The organism is Loigolactobacillus binensis (assembly GCF_005405165.1).
GTDB lineage: Bacteria > Bacillota > Bacilli > Lactobacillales > Lactobacillaceae > Loigolactobacillus > Loigolactobacillus binensis.
The window spans coordinates 19,937-38,530 of sequence record NZ_BJDN01000006.1 but is presented as its reverse complement, the minus strand read 5'-3'; the positions used below and the strand labels follow the sequence as shown (position 1 = coordinate 38,530).

General features: G+C 41.1%; 33 protein-coding genes and 1 pseudogene. 33 read left to right on the top strand and 1 reads right to left on the bottom strand.

Features of this window, described 5'->3' with window-relative positions; all coding sequences use genetic code 11:
- The first annotated feature begins 3 nt into the window (after positions 1 to 3).
- From FFM78_RS04300 to FFM78_RS04230, 18 genes and pseudogenes are all read left to right on the top strand, one after another.
- The gene (locus FFM78_RS04300) at positions 4 to 552 is read left to right on the top strand and encodes a helix-turn-helix domain-containing protein (RefSeq protein WP_137637206.1); all 549 of its coding nucleotides are present in this window, start codon (positions 4 to 6) and stop codon (positions 550 to 552) included.
- 10 nt (positions 553 to 562) lie between these two features.
- The gene (locus tag FFM78_RS04295; RefSeq protein ID WP_137637205.1) at positions 563 to 853 is read left to right on the top strand and encodes a DNA-binding protein; all 291 of its coding nucleotides are present in this window, start codon (positions 563 to 565) and stop codon (positions 851 to 853) included.
- Entirely contained in the window at positions 853 to 1,047 is a 195-nt protein-coding gene (locus FFM78_RS04290) for a hypothetical protein (protein ID WP_137637204.1), read from the top strand. Before FFM78_RS04295 ends, FFM78_RS04290 begins: the two co-directional genes overlap by 1 nt.
- A gap of 98 nt (positions 1,048 to 1,145) precedes the next feature.
- The gene (locus FFM78_RS13835; protein ID WP_171001838.1) at positions 1,146 to 1,298 is read left to right on the top strand and encodes a hypothetical protein; all 153 of its coding nucleotides are present in this window, start codon (positions 1,146 to 1,148) and stop codon (positions 1,296 to 1,298) included.
- Positions 1,291 to 2,271, top strand: coding sequence for a hypothetical protein (locus FFM78_RS04285; RefSeq protein ID WP_223877007.1), 981 nt, complete (start codon positions 1,291 to 1,293; stop codon positions 2,269 to 2,271). The genes FFM78_RS13835 and FFM78_RS04285 overlap by 8 nt, the downstream gene beginning before the upstream one ends.
- The gene (locus FFM78_RS04280; protein ID WP_223877006.1) at positions 2,225 to 3,043 is read left to right on the top strand and encodes a PD-(D/E)XK nuclease-like domain-containing protein; all 819 of its coding nucleotides are present in this window, start codon (positions 2,225 to 2,227) and stop codon (positions 3,041 to 3,043) included. Before FFM78_RS04285 ends, FFM78_RS04280 begins: the two co-directional genes overlap by 47 nt.
- Before the next feature lie 11 nt (positions 3,044 to 3,054).
- Complete coding sequence (locus FFM78_RS04275; RefSeq protein ID WP_137637203.1) at positions 3,055 to 3,963, top strand: DUF4373 domain-containing protein; 909 nt, start codon at positions 3,055 to 3,057, stop codon at positions 3,961 to 3,963.
- Positions 3,960 to 4,658, top strand: a complete 699-nt coding sequence (locus tag FFM78_RS04270; protein WP_137637202.1) for a putative HNHc nuclease — start codon at positions 3,960 to 3,962, stop codon at positions 4,656 to 4,658. The genes FFM78_RS04275 and FFM78_RS04270 overlap by 4 nt, the downstream gene beginning before the upstream one ends.
- A gap of 1 nt (position 4,659) precedes the next feature.
- Positions 4,660 to 4,815, top strand: coding sequence for a hypothetical protein (locus tag FFM78_RS13830; RefSeq protein WP_171001837.1), 156 nt, complete (start codon positions 4,660 to 4,662; stop codon positions 4,813 to 4,815).
- 16 nt (positions 4,816 to 4,831) lie between these two features.
- Positions 4,832 to 5,020: a hypothetical protein gene (locus FFM78_RS04265; protein ID WP_137637201.1), complete on the top strand. Its 189-nt coding sequence runs from the start codon at positions 4,832 to 4,834 to the stop codon at positions 5,018 to 5,020.
- On the top strand, positions 5,020 to 5,394 hold the full coding sequence (locus FFM78_RS04260) for a hypothetical protein (protein WP_137637200.1): 375 nt from the start codon (positions 5,020 to 5,022) through the stop codon (positions 5,392 to 5,394). Before FFM78_RS04265 ends, FFM78_RS04260 begins: the two co-directional genes overlap by 1 nt.
- Positions 5,391 to 5,912 (top strand): hypothetical protein, encoded by a 522-nt coding sequence (locus tag FFM78_RS04255; protein WP_137637199.1) that lies wholly within the window; start codon positions 5,391 to 5,393, stop codon positions 5,910 to 5,912. The genes FFM78_RS04260 and FFM78_RS04255 overlap by 4 nt, the downstream gene beginning before the upstream one ends.
- Positions 5,913 to 6,056: 144 nt before the next feature.
- On the top strand, positions 6,057 to 6,257 hold the full coding sequence (locus tag FFM78_RS04245) for a hypothetical protein (RefSeq protein WP_137637198.1): 201 nt from the start codon (positions 6,057 to 6,059) through the stop codon (positions 6,255 to 6,257).
- A gap of 32 nt (positions 6,258 to 6,289) precedes the next feature.
- The gene (locus tag FFM78_RS04240) at positions 6,290 to 6,754 is read left to right on the top strand and encodes a class I SAM-dependent methyltransferase (protein WP_137637197.1); all 465 of its coding nucleotides are present in this window, start codon (positions 6,290 to 6,292) and stop codon (positions 6,752 to 6,754) included.
- A gap of 7 nt (positions 6,755 to 6,761) precedes the next feature.
- Positions 6,762 to 6,962: pseudogene (locus FFM78_RS14155) on the top strand (DUF6877 family protein).
- Between the two features lie 99 nt (positions 6,963 to 7,061).
- Positions 7,062 to 7,457 carry a hypothetical protein gene (locus FFM78_RS04235; protein ID WP_137637196.1) on the top strand — a complete coding sequence of 132 codons (396 nt, stop codon included), beginning with the start codon at positions 7,062 to 7,064 and terminating at the stop codon, positions 7,455 to 7,457.
- A gap of 18 nt (positions 7,458 to 7,475) precedes the next feature.
- A complete protein-coding gene (locus FFM78_RS13825) occupies positions 7,476 to 7,640 on the top strand; it encodes a hypothetical protein (RefSeq protein ID WP_171001836.1) in 165 nt (54 codons plus the stop codon).
- Between the two features lie 140 nt (positions 7,641 to 7,780).
- Positions 7,781 to 8,311, top strand: a complete 531-nt coding sequence (locus tag FFM78_RS04230; RefSeq protein ID WP_137637195.1) for a hypothetical protein — start codon at positions 7,781 to 7,783, stop codon at positions 8,309 to 8,311.
- A 287-nt stretch (positions 8,312 to 8,598) separates the two neighbouring features.
- Here FFM78_RS04230 and FFM78_RS04225 read toward each other — a convergent pair whose 3' ends face one another.
- Positions 8,599 to 9,045 (bottom strand): hypothetical protein, encoded by a 447-nt coding sequence (locus tag FFM78_RS04225; RefSeq protein WP_137637194.1) that lies wholly within the window; start codon positions 9,043 to 9,045, stop codon positions 8,599 to 8,601.
- Between the two features lie 157 nt (positions 9,046 to 9,202).
- On the opposite strand from FFM78_RS04225, the gene FFM78_RS04220 reads away from it, so the two are divergent.
- The 15 genes from FFM78_RS04220 to FFM78_RS04155 all read left to right on the top strand — a co-directional run bounded on the left by FFM78_RS04220 (position 9,203) and on the right by FFM78_RS04155 (position 18,534).
- Entirely contained in the window at positions 9,203 to 9,463 is a 261-nt protein-coding gene (locus FFM78_RS04220) for a hypothetical protein (RefSeq protein WP_137637193.1), read from the top strand.
- Complete coding sequence (locus tag FFM78_RS04215; protein ID WP_137637192.1) at positions 9,447 to 10,235, top strand: HNH endonuclease; 789 nt, start codon at positions 9,447 to 9,449, stop codon at positions 10,233 to 10,235. The genes FFM78_RS04220 and FFM78_RS04215 overlap by 17 nt, the downstream gene beginning before the upstream one ends.
- A 156-nt stretch (positions 10,236 to 10,391) precedes the next feature.
- The gene (locus FFM78_RS04210; RefSeq protein WP_137637191.1) at positions 10,392 to 10,973 is read left to right on the top strand and encodes a P27 family phage terminase small subunit; all 582 of its coding nucleotides are present in this window, start codon (positions 10,392 to 10,394) and stop codon (positions 10,971 to 10,973) included.
- On the top strand, positions 10,970 to 12,676 hold the full coding sequence (locus FFM78_RS04205) for a terminase large subunit (protein WP_137637190.1): 1,707 nt from the start codon (positions 10,970 to 10,972) through the stop codon (positions 12,674 to 12,676). The genes FFM78_RS04210 and FFM78_RS04205 overlap by 4 nt, the downstream gene beginning before the upstream one ends.
- Positions 12,677 to 12,687: 11 nt before the next feature.
- A complete protein-coding gene (locus FFM78_RS13820; protein WP_171001835.1) occupies positions 12,688 to 12,852 on the top strand; it encodes a hypothetical protein in 165 nt (54 codons plus the stop codon).
- Between the two features lie 6 nt (positions 12,853 to 12,858).
- Positions 12,859 to 14,118 (top strand): phage portal protein, encoded by a 1,260-nt coding sequence (locus FFM78_RS04200; RefSeq protein ID WP_137637189.1) that lies wholly within the window; start codon positions 12,859 to 12,861, stop codon positions 14,116 to 14,118.
- Positions 14,060 to 14,689, top strand: coding sequence for an HK97 family phage prohead protease (locus tag FFM78_RS04195; RefSeq protein WP_137637188.1), 630 nt, complete (start codon positions 14,060 to 14,062; stop codon positions 14,687 to 14,689). Before FFM78_RS04200 ends, FFM78_RS04195 begins: the two co-directional genes overlap by 59 nt.
- Positions 14,690 to 14,738: 49 nt before the next feature.
- On the top strand, positions 14,739 to 15,941 hold the full coding sequence (locus FFM78_RS04190) for a phage major capsid protein (protein ID WP_137637187.1): 1,203 nt from the start codon (positions 14,739 to 14,741) through the stop codon (positions 15,939 to 15,941).
- Positions 15,938 to 16,192 (top strand): Ig-like domain-containing protein, encoded by a 255-nt coding sequence (locus tag FFM78_RS04185; RefSeq protein ID WP_010012967.1) that lies wholly within the window; start codon positions 15,938 to 15,940, stop codon positions 16,190 to 16,192. The genes FFM78_RS04190 and FFM78_RS04185 overlap by 4 nt, the downstream gene beginning before the upstream one ends.
- Positions 16,193 to 16,202: 10 nt before the next feature.
- Positions 16,203 to 16,526, top strand: a complete 324-nt coding sequence (locus FFM78_RS04180; RefSeq protein ID WP_137637186.1) for a head-tail connector protein — start codon at positions 16,203 to 16,205, stop codon at positions 16,524 to 16,526.
- Positions 16,504 to 16,848 (top strand): head-tail adaptor protein, encoded by a 345-nt coding sequence (locus FFM78_RS04175; protein WP_223877005.1) that lies wholly within the window; start codon positions 16,504 to 16,506, stop codon positions 16,846 to 16,848. Before FFM78_RS04180 ends, FFM78_RS04175 begins: the two co-directional genes overlap by 23 nt.
- Positions 16,845 to 17,222 carry an HK97-gp10 family putative phage morphogenesis protein gene (locus FFM78_RS04170; protein WP_056980127.1) on the top strand — a complete coding sequence of 126 codons (378 nt, stop codon included), beginning with the start codon at positions 16,845 to 16,847 and terminating at the stop codon, positions 17,220 to 17,222. Before FFM78_RS04175 ends, FFM78_RS04170 begins: the two co-directional genes overlap by 4 nt.
- A complete protein-coding gene (locus tag FFM78_RS04165; protein ID WP_137637185.1) occupies positions 17,223 to 17,633 on the top strand; it encodes a hypothetical protein in 411 nt (136 codons plus the stop codon).
- 38 nt (positions 17,634 to 17,671) lie between these two features.
- Positions 17,672 to 18,286 carry a major tail protein gene (locus FFM78_RS04160; RefSeq protein ID WP_137637184.1) on the top strand — a complete coding sequence of 205 codons (615 nt, stop codon included), beginning with the start codon at positions 17,672 to 17,674 and terminating at the stop codon, positions 18,284 to 18,286.
- A complete protein-coding gene (locus tag FFM78_RS04155; RefSeq protein ID WP_137637183.1) occupies positions 18,283 to 18,534 on the top strand; it encodes an Ig-like domain-containing protein in 252 nt (83 codons plus the stop codon). Before FFM78_RS04160 ends, FFM78_RS04155 begins: the two co-directional genes overlap by 4 nt.
- The last annotated feature ends 60 nt before the right edge of the window (positions 18,535 to 18,594 follow it).

The following is an 18,594-nucleotide window of genomic DNA, read 5'->3' as shown; positions in this document are numbered from 1 at the left end:
TAGATGGAAGAGTACAAAATAGCGTCAAGCGTTAACGTTGGCGAGACGATGGCACCGGCATTACAGCACCGTGAAGTTAAATTAACGATGACCCAGCTCGGTAATATCCTGCATTACAATCAATCGACTATTTCGCGATTTGCGAATGGTAAACAGAATGTACCGTTTGAAGTTTTACAGCAACTGCTTGAAGAAGTACCTGATCCGTTCTTAGCAATGGATATCTCAAACAAGTTGATTGGTGTCACAGTCCCAGTGATCAATGGTTCGCATGTGATCAAGGAGCCACTAGCTATGGCAATCAAGGCTGTAAAAGAGGCTAAGGAAGCTGTAGAAGCCATTATCGAAAGTGAGGACGAATATACCACACCGTCCGATTATTGGACTAGAGAGCAACATGCCGACCCTGAGCAGTCAATTAACGAGTCATTAGACGCCATTTTATTCTTACAAAATTATGTAGCCTTCGCTTGCCGTGAGACTGGTCTGAATTTTCAAGAGGTTTTGACCAAACGGACTCAAAAATGGCGGCGCGAGGGTATCACGAATTGAGGTGGATCATATGAAAAACAATGTTATTCGGCGTTTTGATCAGCCAGTGCCGAGATTGATCGTTAAGCGTAAGCCGAAACCTAAATTGCTAAGTATGACGGAGGCGGCGCGGCAATTACGTACTCAAACTCAAAACGTTTCTATATTGATTGATGCTGGTTATATTCAAACTTTAAAGCTTGGCAGTATCGGTATTCCGGAAACGGAAGTAGATCGATTCATTAGTGATAACTTAGGCAGAGATTTAAGTGATGTGCTTGATGAAGGTCGGGCTAAGTTAGCAGAACGGAGGGATGGATGATGGGATTTCTAGAGTTTATGTTTTTCTTCGGTGTATTCACTTATGCGGTACGGCACAACTTTTGGCTAGATGCACCTTGGATTAATAAAGTTGATCACAGTCATGTTACGGAAGTTAAGCCGACTGAGCAACAAAATAAAGTGCTTGATGCTTGGGTACGAGGTGTTACACATGATCAAAATAAAGCAGCATAAAAAAAGCACGTTGATGCTGGAACATCAACGCGCTAAGGTGTAAAAATTCTAACCAGAAAATTTATACCTCAATTATAGCAGAAATGAGGCTAGATACAATGGACGAATCAGATCAAAAAGCAGCTGAAGACTATTACTTTGCGCCAACACCAATCGTGGTGACGCTACAGATGTCTCAAGACGCACTAGAAGAACAGATGCGCGCCGCAGCATTATTTGAATTTTTGAAAGGGAGCGAAAGCAATGAGTAACGAGTTAGAACAACAATTTCAAAATCAACAGATCATGTCAGGAAATATGCAGGGTGGCAGTGTAATGCAAATGAGCACTGCTAGTCGTGAAATGGAAGAAGTAAAAGGACAGATATTTATGGCTAAACAATTCCCACGTAATGTCTTTCAAGCACAAAAGCGGATTCAAGATGCATGCAAGAGACAAACACTTGCTGAATCTGCACTGTATTCATATCCACGTGGTGGTCAAAATGTTACCGGTCCATCAATTCGATTAGCAGAAGTGTTAGCACAAAACTGGGGCAATGTTTCTTTCGGGTTTAAAGAGCTTAGTCAATCAGATGGCGAGTCAACGGTAATGGCATATGCGTGGGATGTCGAAACAAATACACGTCAAGAACGTATTTTCCAGCAACCCCATTCACGAAAAGCACATGGACGGGTACAAATGCTGACTGATCCTCGTGACATTTATGAGTTGATTGCTAATCAATCCTCACGGCGGGTTCGGGCTTGTATTCTGAGTATTATTCCAGGTGATATTGTCGAGGATGCAATTAATGAATGTAATAAAACCCTGTCAGGTAATAATAAAACGCCATTTAAAGATCGGATGGCACGTTGCCTAGATGCTTTTAAAGAGAACTTTGACGTCACTCAGGAACAGATTGAACAACGATTTGCCTATGGAGTGGATGAATTCAGTGAAAAGAATCTATTAGAACTGGTTAAGATTTTCAATTCCTTAAAAGATAACATGAGTAAGCCTACTGATTGGTTTGAAAAACGTGAAGCTAGTGAGTCAGTCAATCAAGAAAAGTCCGATGATCCAGTTGCTGATGAATTTAAGAAAAGTCAAGAAACAAAATCCGATGATGCCACTAAGAAAACGGCTCGTAAGACAACACGAAAAGCGACCACCAAGTCAAAAGAGGGTGTAAGTGATGATACAAAGCAGTCAACCATCTTTGATGAAACTGACCAAGGATAACTATTACGATCACGTAACTGACTGGCAGTACATGTCAGCAACAATTTTCAAAAGCTTCATGCAATGCGAAGGTGCAACTTTAGCAAAGATTAAGTCCGATAAGTTAGTTGATGAAACTGCGACCCCACTATTAGTAGGGAATTACGTCCACAGTTATTTTGAATCAGCAAAGGCACATGAGGCTTTCCGAAAAGCTCATGCTAAAGAGATGTTGACTCAAAAAGGAGCATTAAGAAGTGAATATAAAACTGCAGATGCTATGATAGGTCGCTTAGAAGCAGATGATTTCTTTAATTTTGTCTATCAAGGTGAAAAAGAATCAATCGTGTCTGGAGAGTTATTTGGTGTTGAATGGAAAGGTAAAATTGACTGTCTTAATCTTGAAAAGGGTTATTTTGTTGATTTAAAAACGGCTGCTGATCTGCATAAACGTGTTTGGTCTGATCGTTTTGGTGGTTATGTATCATTTATCTTAGCTTACGGTTATGTTTTGCAGATGTATGTCTATAAAGAGTTATTGCAGCAAATGTATCACAAGCCATTTACCCCTTATATTTTTGCTGTTAGTAAGCAGTCGCCGCCCGATATTGCGGCGGTAAAAATCGATGATGCTCGTTATTCACTTGAAGCGGAATACATCAAAAAACATTTACCACGAATTATGGACGTAATGAACGGAGAAATCGAACCACATTATTGCGGTGAATGTGATTATTGTCGGCATAACAAACAGCTTCACGGATTTATTGAAGTTGATCGATTATTGAACTAGGGGGTGTTATATTGGCACGACCGATTAAAGATGGTCTGGACTATTTCCCCTTAGATGTACATTTTTTTGAAGATGATAGGATTGAAGCTTTGTCCGGTGAATTTGGACTTAAAGGTGAGCTTACGGTGATAAAACTGCTATGCGCGATATATGAAAAAGGATATTTCGTTGTGTGGAACGATCTCGTTAAGATGAAACTCGTTAAGCGCCTACCCGGTGTAAGTACGGATTTACTTGATAAAATCGTGGATCGCTTGATTAAGTGGGAGTTTTTTGATAAAGCCCTGTTTGATTCGGCCGGTGTCCTGACTAGTCAAGAAATTCAAGAGACCTATCAAGAAGCGACAAAAAGGCGAAAGAAGCCAAAACCATCTTTGTACTGGATTAATGTTAACAATAGCTCAAATTTAAATAGTATTAATGTCAACATTAATACACAAAGTAAAGGAAACAAAAGTAAAGTAAATAAAAATAAAACAAACAATAATAGCGAGCGTGAATTATCGGCACCTGATGATGAAATTCGACAAACCTTTATAACGCAAATTTGGCCGCTATTTGATAAAAAGACAAAGTTTGAGGGCGCATATCAGGCGTATTACGAGGATTTACTAGAAGGTGCTACTAACGAGCAGATTATAGGAGCACTGAAAAATCTAGCTGAATATTATCGTATCAACGGCACACAGCAGCGTTACATGATTAATCCACAAACTTATTTTGAAGAACGGCGCTATACTGACACACTTGATCTAACGCCACCTGTCCCTAAGTCTTCTAATGGTCAGCCAATACGTAAAGAAACCTTACCAGATTGGGCTAAAGAAGGCTATGAAGCACCTAAAAAAGAAGTGACTGCCGAACAACGCGCAGCCCTAGAAGCACGAATGGCTAAGCTACAGGAAGGAGCCAATTCATGATCACTAACGGTAAATTAATTCACACGAAGGACAACCGTCTCGTAATCGACCTTGATAACCCAATTAATCCTGATGTGCTAGCCAAGCTATCTGGTGGTGTGCAACCCAGCGTTGAAGTTGATATTGAGGACAATCGTACAATTACGCCGGAACAACGTAAAAAGGCGTTCGCCATGATCGGTGATATCGCTAGCTGGCAGGGAGATTTACCGCAAGCGGTTGAAGAGATGTTTAAGTATTTTGCTATGAGCACTTTTAGCGAGATTCCAGAACATTTCAGCCTATCTAATTGCAGTGTGACGACTGCGCGGCTTTATATTCAGCTGTTACTGGAATTTTGCTTTCGCTGGGATGTACCATTTGCCACCAAGACCTGGGATGCCATCAGCAGTGATTTCGGCACACAGATGCAATGCCTTAAGCACCGGCAGTGCGTGATTTGCCGTAAACGTGCGCAATACGCGCATGTGGAGACCGTCGGCATGGGCCGCAATCGGCATAAAATCGATCACAGCCAGTATCACTTTATGGCGCTGTGCCCGATCCATCATGCTGAACAGCACAATATTGGCATCATGACTTTTATTCAGCGGTACCACATAAAACCGATCAAGCTTAATTATGACCAGCTAGTCAAATTAGGTATTATGCGCAAAGGGACCGCATATTATTTCAAGGAACAATTGGAGGCGTGATATGACAGCAATTATTAGTCAGATACAGCAAGAGCAGGCTAAGCGGCAGGCACTTGTTAACTGGCGTAAAGAGCAGTTAGCAATCGCTATGCTAAAAGCAGTGGTGAATGCTAACTATAAAGCTGACTGCGTAAAACAAGGTGGGCCCACCCACTAAAAAGAGGTGACCCCACTTGACTGTAAAAGCTGAAAATAAGCGGGTCAAGTACACTATGACGCCAGAGAGTTTGCAGGAACTGGCTTATATCGTATCGGTGACACACGAGCGGCCGTCTGAATTGATCAGGCGGGTGCTGCATGCTGATTACGAGCTGACCCGCGCTGGATTTAACGAATATCGTAAAAAGCAAGGTGATGACTGATGCCGACGGAGCAATACAAAATAGCTAAAGAAATGATTATTGCGGCAGAAAATAGGGCTGAAAAAGAACATCCAGGGCTATTAGCTTATGGACGTGTCCGCGCCGATATGATCGATTATTTTACGGCTAGTGAACTACGTGTGATCCGCCGTAATTTGAATTATCAGAACGAGATTTATCATTTACGGGTGCTAAACAAACATTTTAACAGTGTAGCTTATTACCGGTCTTTACGTGAATTTAACCAGCATAAACAGCGTAAGTTAACGATAGCTAAGGCTAAAATAGGCACGAAGATATATGATTTTACGTTTGGTAATTATAAAGCAAATCACGTCGGTTTATGGCGCGATGGAAAGCGAGTGAAAATATGAAACAGCCGATTTTTCCAAGGGAAGCAATTCCTGAAGACTGGGTGTGGGCTACAGTTGATCTGAAGACTAATCAACTTAATTGGTTCAGCCAACACTACTCCACGTATGAAGCAGCAATGGAAGCCGCTAAGCAGTACGCTAAACGAGCTGAACAGGTTGCAAGTGTAGATCAGCGCAATATTGTCTACAAGGCGGTTGTACTCAAATATAACGTTGGCAGCTTGACTGCGGTTGACCAGGTGATCCCACGAGGTAGCTATGAGTTTGGCGTCGATCCATTTAAAGAAGAGCAACCAGCACCAAAAACGCGAGCGCTGGACCCAAATACACAAGCTATGCTAGATGCCAGTCGTGGCGAAGGCTACATCTCTGGTGCCTATGCCATTAGAGAACTTATCTCAGATAGGCAGGATGCTTTAATGGGTACTGGAAAATCAGAGGTGTCGGCAGAACTGATGCATTTACTGTTAGCGGTAGATGCTTTCGTTAAAGAACGGTTGCGTAAGAACGATATTTAAAAATAAAGAGAGTAGGTATGCATTCAAACACGGCAGAATAAAAAAGCCTAGTTTCTTGTTAATGGAAAAAATTGCTGATGCTTTGGGCGTCAGCATGGATGAATTTCGTAGTAAAAACTAAATTTATGGAGGTGTTTTTGAACTATGGAACATAAAATCAAAATTGATGAAAATATGAGTGATAAGCGGCGTGAGAATGCTTATAGAAACATCAAGGCAGTTTTGTCTGATATTGGAATTCCGGGATCACATGCCGAAGAAGTAGCTCTTAACTGGCACATTCAAGAAGATTTAAAGAAAATCATGGCAGCCACGAAACGAACTGGACTGCCTGATAAAAACTAGCTTTTATCGTTGATTTATAGGGGGTGGCCACCGTGCCGAAAATTTTAGATGTGTGCTGTGGCAGCCGAATGTTTTGGTTTGATCGGCATAATCCTAATACGACGTATATGGATATCCGTAGCGGCAGTTTTGAGTTTGCCGATCGTGGCCAAATTCGTACCGTAAATATTCAACCGGACGTGATCGGCGATTTTAGAGCGATCCCGTTTGATGATGCAACGTTTGACTTAGTTGTTTTTGACCCGCCACATCTTATCCATGCCGGCGAAAATAGCTGGTTGGCGCGTAAATACGGCAAACTTGACGAGACTTGGCCCTTTGATATTCGGCAAGGCTTTGTTGAGTGTATGCGAGTGCTTCGGCCGAACGGATTCATTAATTTTAAGTGGAACGAAGATCAAATTAAATTAAGTGAAATTCTAGACGCTGCCGGATATCAGCCGTTGTTTGGCGACAAACGCGGCAAGACACACTGGCTAGTATTTGCAAAGGAGTAATGATTGAATGAGTGAGCAATTAAAACCATCGGATCGGATTGCTAAAGTAGCACACTTGCTACCGCCGGAAGCATTGGAAGATATTCGGACACGCATAGGTGACTAGGTGCTTGCTGGAGGACAACCCGATGATGCTTACGCGGCACAGCAAGCGAGATTTGCAGAAAATGTTGCCGCTGCGGTTTTAAAAAAACGTAGCAAAAATTGACAGAATAGCAGTAAAAAGGCAAAGAGTAAACATGCGCCGCTGTTGGTTTGAGTAGCAGCTACTTTTTGCCGCTAAAAGTTAAATTTAGGGGGTAATCGTATGGCTGAGCAGCTAACACTTTTTAGCCAAATGGCATATGGAATTGAAGTTAATGCAGATATTGATATTGTGTGGACTGATAAAGTTCCAAATCTGATTGGAATACCTGAGAAATGCCCAGGTATTTATAAAATCTCAAGGAACAATCACTTAATTGGTTGGCTGTATTTAAGCGATGTGAAAGTAATTGAAAGACCAGGGTATCTTACAGATGACTACGAACATCATTTATTGGAGAACGTGGAAAATTTTGTACCGAATGCAAGCCGTTTTATCGATATATCGTGGGTTGATGCAAACAATCAAGGTGGGCGCGGTTATGGTGCTAATACAGCGAAAGATGCAATAGAGTACGTTAGCTGGCTTTTAGACCATCTGGCACAAGACAAAAAATAACTTTAAGGAGGAAATATTATGATCCTAGAAATTGATAGCCGTGAGTATACACGGCGCTTACTCAAACGATTTAAGGCAGAAGTTGGCTTTGACAGGCTAAGCAAAAGTGATCAGCAAAAAATGGGAGACGGGTTTATTGATGGCTGGCAAGCATCAGAAACTGCTGATCCAAATGGGTCATAAGTCAGAGGAAACTACCAAAGTGTACTATGTCATCACGAATGATCGTGATTCAGATGCTTCATTGCTATAGAAAAAGCCACTGTCTCCAGTGGCTCATCCCTAAATCTTCGCAGATTAATTATAACATACGGGGTGAAGTCATGGACGGATTAACAGCAGTGCAGGTAGCAACAATCACTGAAAATGTTGTTGCTAGCTTGGATAAAAAGGAAAAACGTAGTAAGAAAGAACGTCGTGATCACCGATTACGCAATACTTACTTGCTGCTGGATAATTATCGTAAATTAAAGTCACATGTTGACACACAACCGGAAGTGTCGGACGAGCAAAGGGAATATGAGCGTGAAACTGGGGATGAGATCACACTTAATTCACTGATGAAGTATCACATTAAGACCGAGCAATTCTTGTCATTTATTGATTCGATTTTAGCTGGATTTGAGTTTCAAGCTAAAAATGGAGATGAAGCTGCATGGCGTCGTTTCCGGGTAATTGAGTTCCTCTACTTATCCACAACCCATTTGAGTGTGTCGGAAATTGCGATTTATTTTAATTGTGATGTCAGTACGATTCATAAGGACAAACGCCGCGCAGTCAATGATTTATCGGTTATGTTATACGGCATTGACGCCATTTCTGACTTTTTAAGCAATGGTCATTTCGCGCCATAAATTCGCCAACATTTGTCCATACTTCACATTATATAATAGTAGTGTGATATTTTTAGATGTCACTTTGATTGACCTCCTTTTCTAAATAATAGTTCACCGCCCTGGCTAACTTGGTCAGGGTTTTTCGCTACATAAAATTAAATAGCCGGAGGTGAGGCTGATATGCTATGAATATTCAAGAAACAAAAATGACTTGACCCCTGTGACAGGTATCAAGCCATGGTAGCTTAATTTAAAAGACAAATTGTCTAATTTCTCTATTGCTCCTTACAGATCAGGTATAGTATTTATATACCATTTACATCACCACGCATAATTTTAATCATTGTAATCTGATTGTCACTATTACGCGTGTACTTGACAATGAAGTTTTTGTTTAATTTATCGGAGTGATATACGTCACGCTCGGCGGTATCTTCGGTTATCTGTGCATCTGTTTCTAACCAGTCAGTTATGTGCTCGTTGATCGTATCCTTATCCAATTCGGTGTCTAATGGTAGATCGGTAAAATCAAGTTTTACAACGTTGATGATTTTCTTTTTTGCTGTTACTCCAAACGTAGTGTAGTCGTCCTTATAGGCGGTTTTAGATAATTTCTCGGCATCTGCGTTTTTTAATTTACCGTATACACGATTCTTTTCTGCTTTGACTTTAGCTGCAACATTTTCTGGATTGCTAAGAAGTGGTGCTGTGAGTGTTCCAAGTAGGGCAACAGATAGCATTAATTTTTTCAAAGTTTTTCCCTCCAAAGTATGTAACAAATTATGTGATACAAAATAATTATACACTAATAATTACTGCCTTTGTAACATTCAATTAGACATTTGACAGAGCGTGAGAATTAACATAAAGTAACCTAACTTTTATATGACCATTAAGGAGGGCTAGAAGATGAAAGTGAAATCTGTTGTAACCGCTAATGTGAAATCATATAAGGGTAAAGAAGATGAATTCAACATCAATGTACCTAAAGATGTTACGGTCAATGAACTTGAATTCGTGTTGGTTAGGCTTACTTATTTCATGGTCAGCAATTATGCTGAGCTGAATAAGTTAGACTTTGAAACAGCACTTGAACAGTATGGACGTGCAATGATTACTCAAGTTGGTGTGATGAAAGATATGGAGTCGGCCAATGACGAAACCGAGTAAGCTAACGTTTGTTGGTGGTAAGCCAGTGCTGGTCCCATATGATCAGGTAGAACGCACTGATAATGATCAGGCCTACAACCAGGCAAGGGATGCTAACCAGACTAAGTACATTAAATTCTACCATTCGGCTTTGTGGACGCATAAGCGAGAAGCAATAAAGCAACGTGATCTTGAGTTGTGTCAGCGTTGTGGTATGGAACTGGAGCTAGTCGATCACATTGTTCCTAGTAAAGATGATTGGGAAGATCGCTTGAGTGATGATAATCTTCAAGGCTTGTGCAACGCTTGTCATCGACTTAAGACTAAACGTGAGTGGATTAAGCATCATAAAGGAGCTAACAGATATATGACGATTACTGTTGTGTGTGGCTTACCTGGTTCGGGTAAGACAACCTATGTTCACAAGCATCAAACCAAGCACGACTTGATCTATGATTATGATTCGTTGATGCAATCGTTAACCGGATTGCCAAGTCATAGCAAGAACTTTGATGTTCATGATTATATTATCTTGTTCTTTGAACAGATGCTGCGCAAGCTTAAGAGTGAACAGACCTTCGATAATGTATGGATCATCCAGACCTATCCGGATGAGCGGATCGATAGTCTATTGAGTCCTTATCATCATGTCAATCACATCTTGATTGATGTTGATAAGCAAACTTGCATTGATCGATTGAACAATGATAAAAGATTAAATTCAAGTTTAATTTCAGTTTTCAATGAATTTGAAACAAAAAATTTCACGAATTTCAAACGCGTTACCGAATAGAATAGTGGGAAGCCCCCACCTAAAAATAACGGGGGTTAGTTTGGGCCGTGCTCTTGAACGTACGTCCTCTTTTTTGCACCCCAAATTCTATCTATTTTTCGCCTTTAGGTGGTGAATGGTACCCATTTTTGCAGAAAAGGGAGGTGTTTGTGGGGTATGGCGCGTAAACAAAAATTACTTTCTCAGTCAAAAGGAAATTTGACGGTTTTACAGCAAGAAGCCAAGTACAAAGCGGAAATTCTAGCCAAAGACGGTTTGCCAAACTTACAAAAAACGGCGCCTCATCATTTAACCGGCGTTGCCAAACAAGAATATAAACGAATTATTCAATCGCTTGGTGAGTTACCACTTAGAAATCTAGATCGTGCCGAGCTAGAAAATTATTGTACCTGGTATTCGATTTATAAATCGGTTTCGAAAAGCCTGCAAAAAGTTGACGATCAGTTAGCGAAAACAGAGCAAACTCTGGCAGTTGTTGAAGATGAACTTCAGCAGGCAGAAGCAATTGGTAGCCCGGAAATTATTAAGTCAGCAGCGATTAAGGTAGATGGTGCCGAGTCAGCGTGCGATCAGCTTGAATCCAAACGTGATCGTGAAATTTCACGTTTGGACAAAGCAACCAAGAATATTAAAGGCTTGGCTAGTGATTTAGGTTTAAACGTTAATTCGCGTATGCAAATGAATATGCCTAAGGGGGAGGAAAAGGAACATCATTCGCTTAAGGGGATGTTTGGATGAAGAAGTTTGACGATCCGATGCCAACATTTAATCCGCGCGTATTGGACGGCACGCTTTTAACTTCTCGTTGGGTTTTATTGGCAGTGAAACGACATGAGGCTGATTTAAAACGCACTGACTGGGAATGGGAATATGATGAAGAACTTGCAGGCAAGGCGGTTGCTTTTATGGAAATGCTGCCGGAACCAAAAACGGGTAAACCGCAGCCACTGGCGCCATTTCAGAAGTTTATTATTGGTTCAATTTATGGCTGGGTCAACAAGGAAAATCATACGATTCGCAGGTTCACTGATGCATTCATTACAATGGCACGGAAAAACGGTAAATCTTTATTGATCTCAGGCATTATTCTATTTGAATTCTTATTTGGCAAGAATCCGGCGTTTAAACGGCAATTGTATACTGCTGCCAATGATCGTAAACAGGCCGGAATAGTATTTAATATGGTCAAAGATAGACTGAAAGCATTGTGCCGTCAGGATGATGAAATTAAGCGGATGACGAAAATCACGCGTGATGAAATTATTAATCTTGATGACGGCTCCATTATTCGTTCATTTTCAAGGGATGCTGGATTAGTCGACGGTTATGAACCCCATGTGGCGGTAGTTGATGAATATGCAAATGCTAAAACGACAGATATGCTTGAAACCTTATCTTCTGGGCAAGTTTTGTTGCCAAGTTATTTGACTTTTATTATTTCAACCGCTGGATTTGATATGAATGTTCCTATGTTTGTCTCAAATTATCCCTATGCTAAAAAAGTTTTGTTAGGTGAAGTCGAAGCTGAACGCTACTTTGCCTTCGTAGCTGAGCAAAATGATTTAAGTGAGATTGATCAACCGGAAACGTGGATCAGATCAAACCCGCTATTGGACGTAGATAGCTTAAAAAAACAAATTACAGGTTATTTGACTGGTAAGTTGAAGCAAGCACGTGGTGACGGCTCGCTGAATAGTAAGTTGATCAAGAATTTTAATATGTGGCGGCAAGCGGAGGAAAACTCATATATGGATATTGACCATTGGAATGCTGCGAAAATTGATCCAATTGATATTCACGGCAAGAAAGCCTGGATCGGCGTCGATGTTGGTAAAACTTCGGATTTGTATGCTATTAGCTGGTTAATTCCAATGGATGGTTATTGGTATGCTGATTCTTTTGCGTTTGTTGGTACAAAGTATGGGCTGGACTCTAAAATTAAGTCTGATCGGCTTGATTATCGGCGCCTGCAGCAAATCGGTCAATGCGAGATCACCACGCTTGAATCGGGAGTAATCGACGTTGAGCGGGTTTACCAATGGTTAGATCAATTTGTGGCCGAAAATGATTTAGATGTTCAGGGTATTTGCTTTGACCCAGCACAGTACGGTACCTTATTAACTCAAATTGAAAAAGGTCACCCGGAATGGTTGCAAATTCAGGTGCGACAAGGGACCTTAACCTTGTCTATGCCGACCAAGCAATTCAGGGATGATGTGCTAGAAAAGAAAATCAAACATTCTGGCAATGAGATTTTAACTGCAGCAATTAATAATGCGGTGCTACTTTCGGATAATAACGGCGTTCGCATTGATAAAAATAAATATTCGAACAAAATAGATGCACTTGACGCGCTACTGGATGCTTTTGCGATTTGTTTCCGGCAGAGCGTCGAGACATTGACTGATGATGATGTATTTGATGAGGATTTTGGTTTTTAGGAGGTGGTTAATTGATTGCTTGGATAAAGCTAAATGTAGCAAGATTTGTTCTATTAATTGGTTTAGCACTGATTGTTGCAGCAAGTTTCTTCATTAATTTACCGCTTGGCTTGTTTATTACCGGTCTATTTCTAGTAATTATTGCCTCTGTTTCGATTATTTCGGAAGGGAGGTGATGATGCATGCCTTTTTTTAGAAGTGCTGATCAAGGAGAAGGAAGCGATTGGGCAAGACAACTATTGGATAGTGGTGTGTTACCTAGCTATTCGCGTGGCAGCTATATTGGTATTTCAGCATTAAAAAATTCCGATGTATTAACTGCCGTGTCTCACGTAGCAAATAATGTTGCGCGATTCCCGTACGCGATAATTGATGAGAAAACAGGCACAATTGTTCAAGGTAATGAGCTTGATTATTTATTGAATAAGAAGGCTAATACTGCTATGGACAGTTACCATTGGAAGTTTGCTATGACCGTAAACACAATTTTAACTGGTGATAGTTATACCAGAATTGTTCGCGACCCATTAACGGACAAGCCTGCCTTGTTAGAATTTTATTTGCCTAGCCAGACCTATGTTGACGATTCTCATGCAGATGCGTTGATCTATGAATTTACACCGAATAATTCGAACAAAACAATTGTTGAACCAGCAGCGAATGTGATCCATTGGAAATTCTTTAGTTATGATGGTGTTCACGGTCGATCGCCATTGCTGAGCTTAAGGGATGAGATAGGACTACAGGAATCGGGTATTCAAACGCTTAAACGCTTCTTCAAGAGCGGTTTAAAAGGGTCAATTCTCAATGCCAAAGGTAAGCTGAGCCGTGAAGCCCGCAAAAAGATGCGCGAGGATTTTGAATTTGCGCAAGAAGGTTCCAGCGGTGGTTCACCAATCGTTGTCGATGAAACCATGGAATATAAACCGTTAGAAGTTGACACCAATGTGCTTCAACTGATCAATTCTAATAATTATTCCACAGCGCAAATTGCCAAGGCCCTACACGTTCCAGCCTATAAGTTAGCCGTCAATAGTCCTAATCAGTCCATTCAACAATTGAATGAGGATTTCATTAAGTCTGATTTACCCTATTATTTTGCCCCGATTACTGCAGAATTACAGCTCAAATTATTTGATGACCTAGAACGTCACCAATGGCGCTTTGAAGTCGATTCGCGGCAAGAAACAGGATTAACTGTTGATGATGCTAAGAAGGCAGTAGAAGGCGGGTTATTGACCCCTAATCAAGCATTAATTGAATCTGGTCGGGTTCCTGTAGATAATCCTGATATGGATCGCTATCAGTCAAATCTTAATACCGTGTTTATGGATAAAAAGGAAGAATATCAAGCAATGAAGGCAGCGAAGGGAGGTGATATGAATGACAACAGGTTTGGAAACGCGACAGATAACGACGACGCTCAACCTAAGACAGATTGAGGATTCCGAAGAATCTGTCATTGAGGGGTACGCGCTTAAATTCAACAAACCTTCTGATATTCTGGGCGGTTTTGTGCGATTTAGAGAAATTTTGGATAGCCATGCTTTAGATGAAACCGACATGGCTAACGTTGTTGCAACCTTTAATCACGATCAGAATCAAGTCTTAGGACGTACTGGAATTAATCTGGATTTGGAAGTTGATAATATTGGCCTTAAATTTCGGGTCAAACCAACCGATACTCAGTTTGCTCGTGACCTGCTGACGAATATCAAGGCTGGTGTTATTAATCAATGTAGTTTTGCCTTTACTATTCCTAATGAAAAAGGTGCCGAAGAATGGGAAGATTCAGAAGAAGAGGGCGTTGATTATCAGCGTACAATTCGCAAAATTGATCATCTTTATGATGTATCTGTCGTTACGACACCAGCATATCCGGATACTGAGGTGATGGTTGGTTCAAGAAGTAAAGAATTAGTTGAAGCGTTACGCAAAGAACCCGCATGGAGACTGGAACAACGGGAACTACTTAGACAAATTGAAAAGGAAGAACTGTTAAAGGGTATTTAATTAATGCCTATTTTTTATGCCTAAAATTAGGCGGAGAGGAGTCATATTCATGACTTTAGATGAAAAGATTAAAGCATTGAAGGCCAAATTAGAAGGGCAGCGGTCCAAAGTAACTGCGTTGCAAACGGAGGTTCGTAGTTTGGCTGAAAAGGCTGAAAATGAAGCTGATTTTACTGCTGCAAAAGCGAAACGGTCGGAACTGGATAATCTAAATAAAGAAATTCGTATGAATGAAGAAAATTTGGACTTGTACAAGGAAGCATTAAGAGGGAAAACTAAGCCAGCAGCTAAGCGTAATAAGGTGGAAGCAAACAAAGAACAACGGCATGCTATTAATGAATATATTCGTAGCAAAGGCAAGATAACTGAAGGTGTTGAAATTCGTGATGGTGAGGCCGTTATTCCAGGAGAAATGTTACGTGATATTACGCCAACTACTGATGGTATTAGTAGCCCCGATGCCAAGCCGGTTATCCCAGTAGCCATTAGTTATACGCCGCAACGCGAATTGCAAACAAGTGTCGACTTAAAACAATTTACTAACGTATTTGCCGCAACGACAGCATCTGGGCAATATCCAATTTTGAAAAATACTACCGCGACTTTGACCTCCGTTGCCGAGTTAGAAAAGAATCCGGCATTGGCTAAACCGGAATTCGCCAATGTTGATTGGAAAATTCAAACTTACCGTGGTGCCATTCCATTATCCCAAGAATCAATTGATGATGCCGTAGTTGATTTAGTTGGAATCGTGGGCGAAAATGCCAATCAGCAAAAACAAAATACGACTAATGGTGCAGTTGCAACAGTTATGAAGGGCTTTACCGCAAAATCAGTCAATACGCTTGATGATTTAAAACATATCAATAATGTTGATCTAGATCCCGCCTATGAGCGTGTAATCGTTGCGACTCAAAGCTTTTACAATTGGTTGGATACTTTGAAGGACGGCAATGGTCGCTACTTGCTACAAGATTCGATTGTTTCGCCGAGTGGTAAAACCGTGTTAAATATGCCGATTTTTGTAATTGCGGATACTTTATTTGGTGTAGCGGGTGAAGCGCACGCATTTATTGGTGACGTTAAACGTGCGGTTATTTTTGCTAATCGTTCTGATGTAACTGTACGTTGGGTGGATAGCGAGATTTATGGTCAGTACCTGCAAGTTGCAACTCGGTTTGATGCTAAGCCAGCAGATAAAAAAGCCGGCTTCTTCTTAACATACACGTATGCGGCAGCCCCAAAAGCGTGACCGGCGTTGAATTGGACCAAACAGCATTAGCTTTAAAGATTGGCGAGACTGCCACTCTTAAAGCCACTGTTGTACCTAGTGACGCAACTAATCAAACTGTTGCGTTTTCAACGTCGGATATGGCAATAGCTACAGTAACACCAGTTATTGGTAAAGTTACTGCAGTAGCGGCTGGTACGACCACAATTACGGTAGCAACGGTTGATGGTGCTAAAACGGCCAGTTGTGAAGTCACCGTTACTGAAGCGTAGGTGAGATCAAATGGCTGAGCTATTGACAGTTGATCAGTTTAAAACGCTGAAAAACTACTGCAAAATTGATCAAGATTTTGATGATGACTTGTTGAAGACACTGATTGGTGCGACAGCATTAGAAATCGCCCGAGCAATCAAGTATGATTCCCAAGCACAAGAATTTATTGAAGAGCCACGTTTTTTGATTGCGTTGATGAAGCAAGTTAAAGAGGATTATTATCAACGCGGACTTACTGCAGACAGTTATCGGCCGATTCTATCAACCACAATTGTTGGTATTATTAATCAGTTACGCTCTGAGTTAGGGGATGATACCGCTGAAAACAACTAACATGAATGAGCGGATCACATTCTATTCGGTTGGTCCGGGGATCACTGCCGACGGTGTGCAAGTTGACGCCGTTGAGACCGAAGAATTTTCCGTTTGGGCGGAAGTACCTAAATTATCAATTCGTGAGTTTGTTAATCAAGGCAATAAAGTGGGCTATCGGAAACAATCGCCAGTATTTATTATTGCTTTTAAAACCCAAAAAGAAGTTAAACCTAACTGGCGTATTAAGTGGCACAATGTCATGTATGAAATCAAATCGCTGGATCCTGATTACCGAACTAAGGATTTGATTCAGATTTCAACTCAGGAGGTGACCCAATGAGTGTCGAAGGCGAAGCAGAATTATTGTTAGCGGTTGATAATTTAACTAAGGGGTATGATCGGCGCGCTCGTAAAGCGGTCAAAGAAGGCGGGCAAGTCTTCGCCGACATTTTAAAGCCAAACACACCAGTCTCTAACGAGGATAAAACTGGTAAAGGGCCATTGGCAGAACATGTTACGGTTACCGGTGTTTCCGTACAGACGGGTGGCTATGAAGTACAGGTCGGTTACGATAATGTGAAGGGGCGCATTGCTCATTTTCCAAACGCAGGTACATCGAAACAAGATCCCCAGCACTTCATAGAAAAGTCACAGCAAGAGGCTAGGGGACCTGTGCTAGAAGCATTTGTTAAAAATTTAAAAGTGGGTGATTAAATGTCGGTACCCGAAGTGACAGTGCGAAATCTGTTAAATAATAACCAAGCAATTGTGGATTTAATGGATAAAATTCGCGGATTCAAGCTTACGTTTCCACCGATCTTTACGACTACACCAACTGATAAATTCTTGGATTCTGGTGCTGATAATGCACCGTGGATTCGCGTCACCTTGATTCCGGGGGATGAGGCCGATTACGCCGATGATGAACGAATCGTCGAGTATCCGCGAGTGCAAGTTGACTTCTGGATTCGGCGCGAACTGACTCAGGAGTTGGCAGAACTCGAAGCGTTGATCTATTCCGTACTCCATGAGGGTGGCTACGAACGTTACTACAAGAATCATGAGCAAGATACAGATATTGAAACATTAATGATGATTCAAGGAAACTTTCAGGGCTTCGATTAAGTCCTATTTTTATACACAAATTTAAGGAGGTATCTGTAATGGCAGATGCAAAAAAATTAGTTAAATTCGGTGCTAGCGGTTTTGAGTATGGTGTTGTTGATGATACGGAATTAGTAGCAACAACGCGCAAAGTACCAGGCCTAAGCTCAATTAAAATGGATCTAAAAAATGAATTGAAGACGATTGCGGCAGATGATGGCCCATACGTTATTTTATCCGGTGGGATCACCGAAGCTACTGAGTCAATCGAAATTTATGACGTTGATTCGCAGATGAAACAGGATCTGTATGGCATTCGTGTCGTAAGTGGGGTTGAAATTTATCCCAAAAACTTAACTCCTAGTGATGTGGCCACGATTTTCCGCACCAAGCTAAGTAATGGCAAATTTGTTTGGGTGGCCATGTTGAAAGGTAAATTTTCGTTGCCGTCTATGGATCAAAAGACGGTTGATGGAACGCCTGATCCGGCTGCTGATTCCATTGAAGGATCGTTTGTCCCACGTGGCGATGAAGAAAACGGTAACGTTGTTTTAATTGGGCGTGAGGATAATCCGGGTTTTGATTTCGATCAATTCCATAAGTGGGCTTTTCCAAAAACTGATGAAGAAGCAAAAATTCCAGATGCAGATACAAAAGTAGCTGTACAGCAGTGACTTTAAATAAAACGACCACAAGTTTAGAAGTGGGTGCAAATGAAACGCTGGTTGCGACTAGCACACCCGTAGATGCTACTGATAAAACTGGTCAATGGACTAGTGATAAATCATCAGTTGTTACGGTTGATGCCAACGGTAAAATGAATGCCGTTGCTGAAGGAACAGCAAATGTTACCTATACCGCTAATGATGGTGGTCTTACGGCTAAATGTGTAGTAACCGTTACGGCCAAGACAACAGCATAAGTATTTTAATGATCGACAGTGACGTAAACGGAGTGAAACGACTATAAACTTATATGAAGG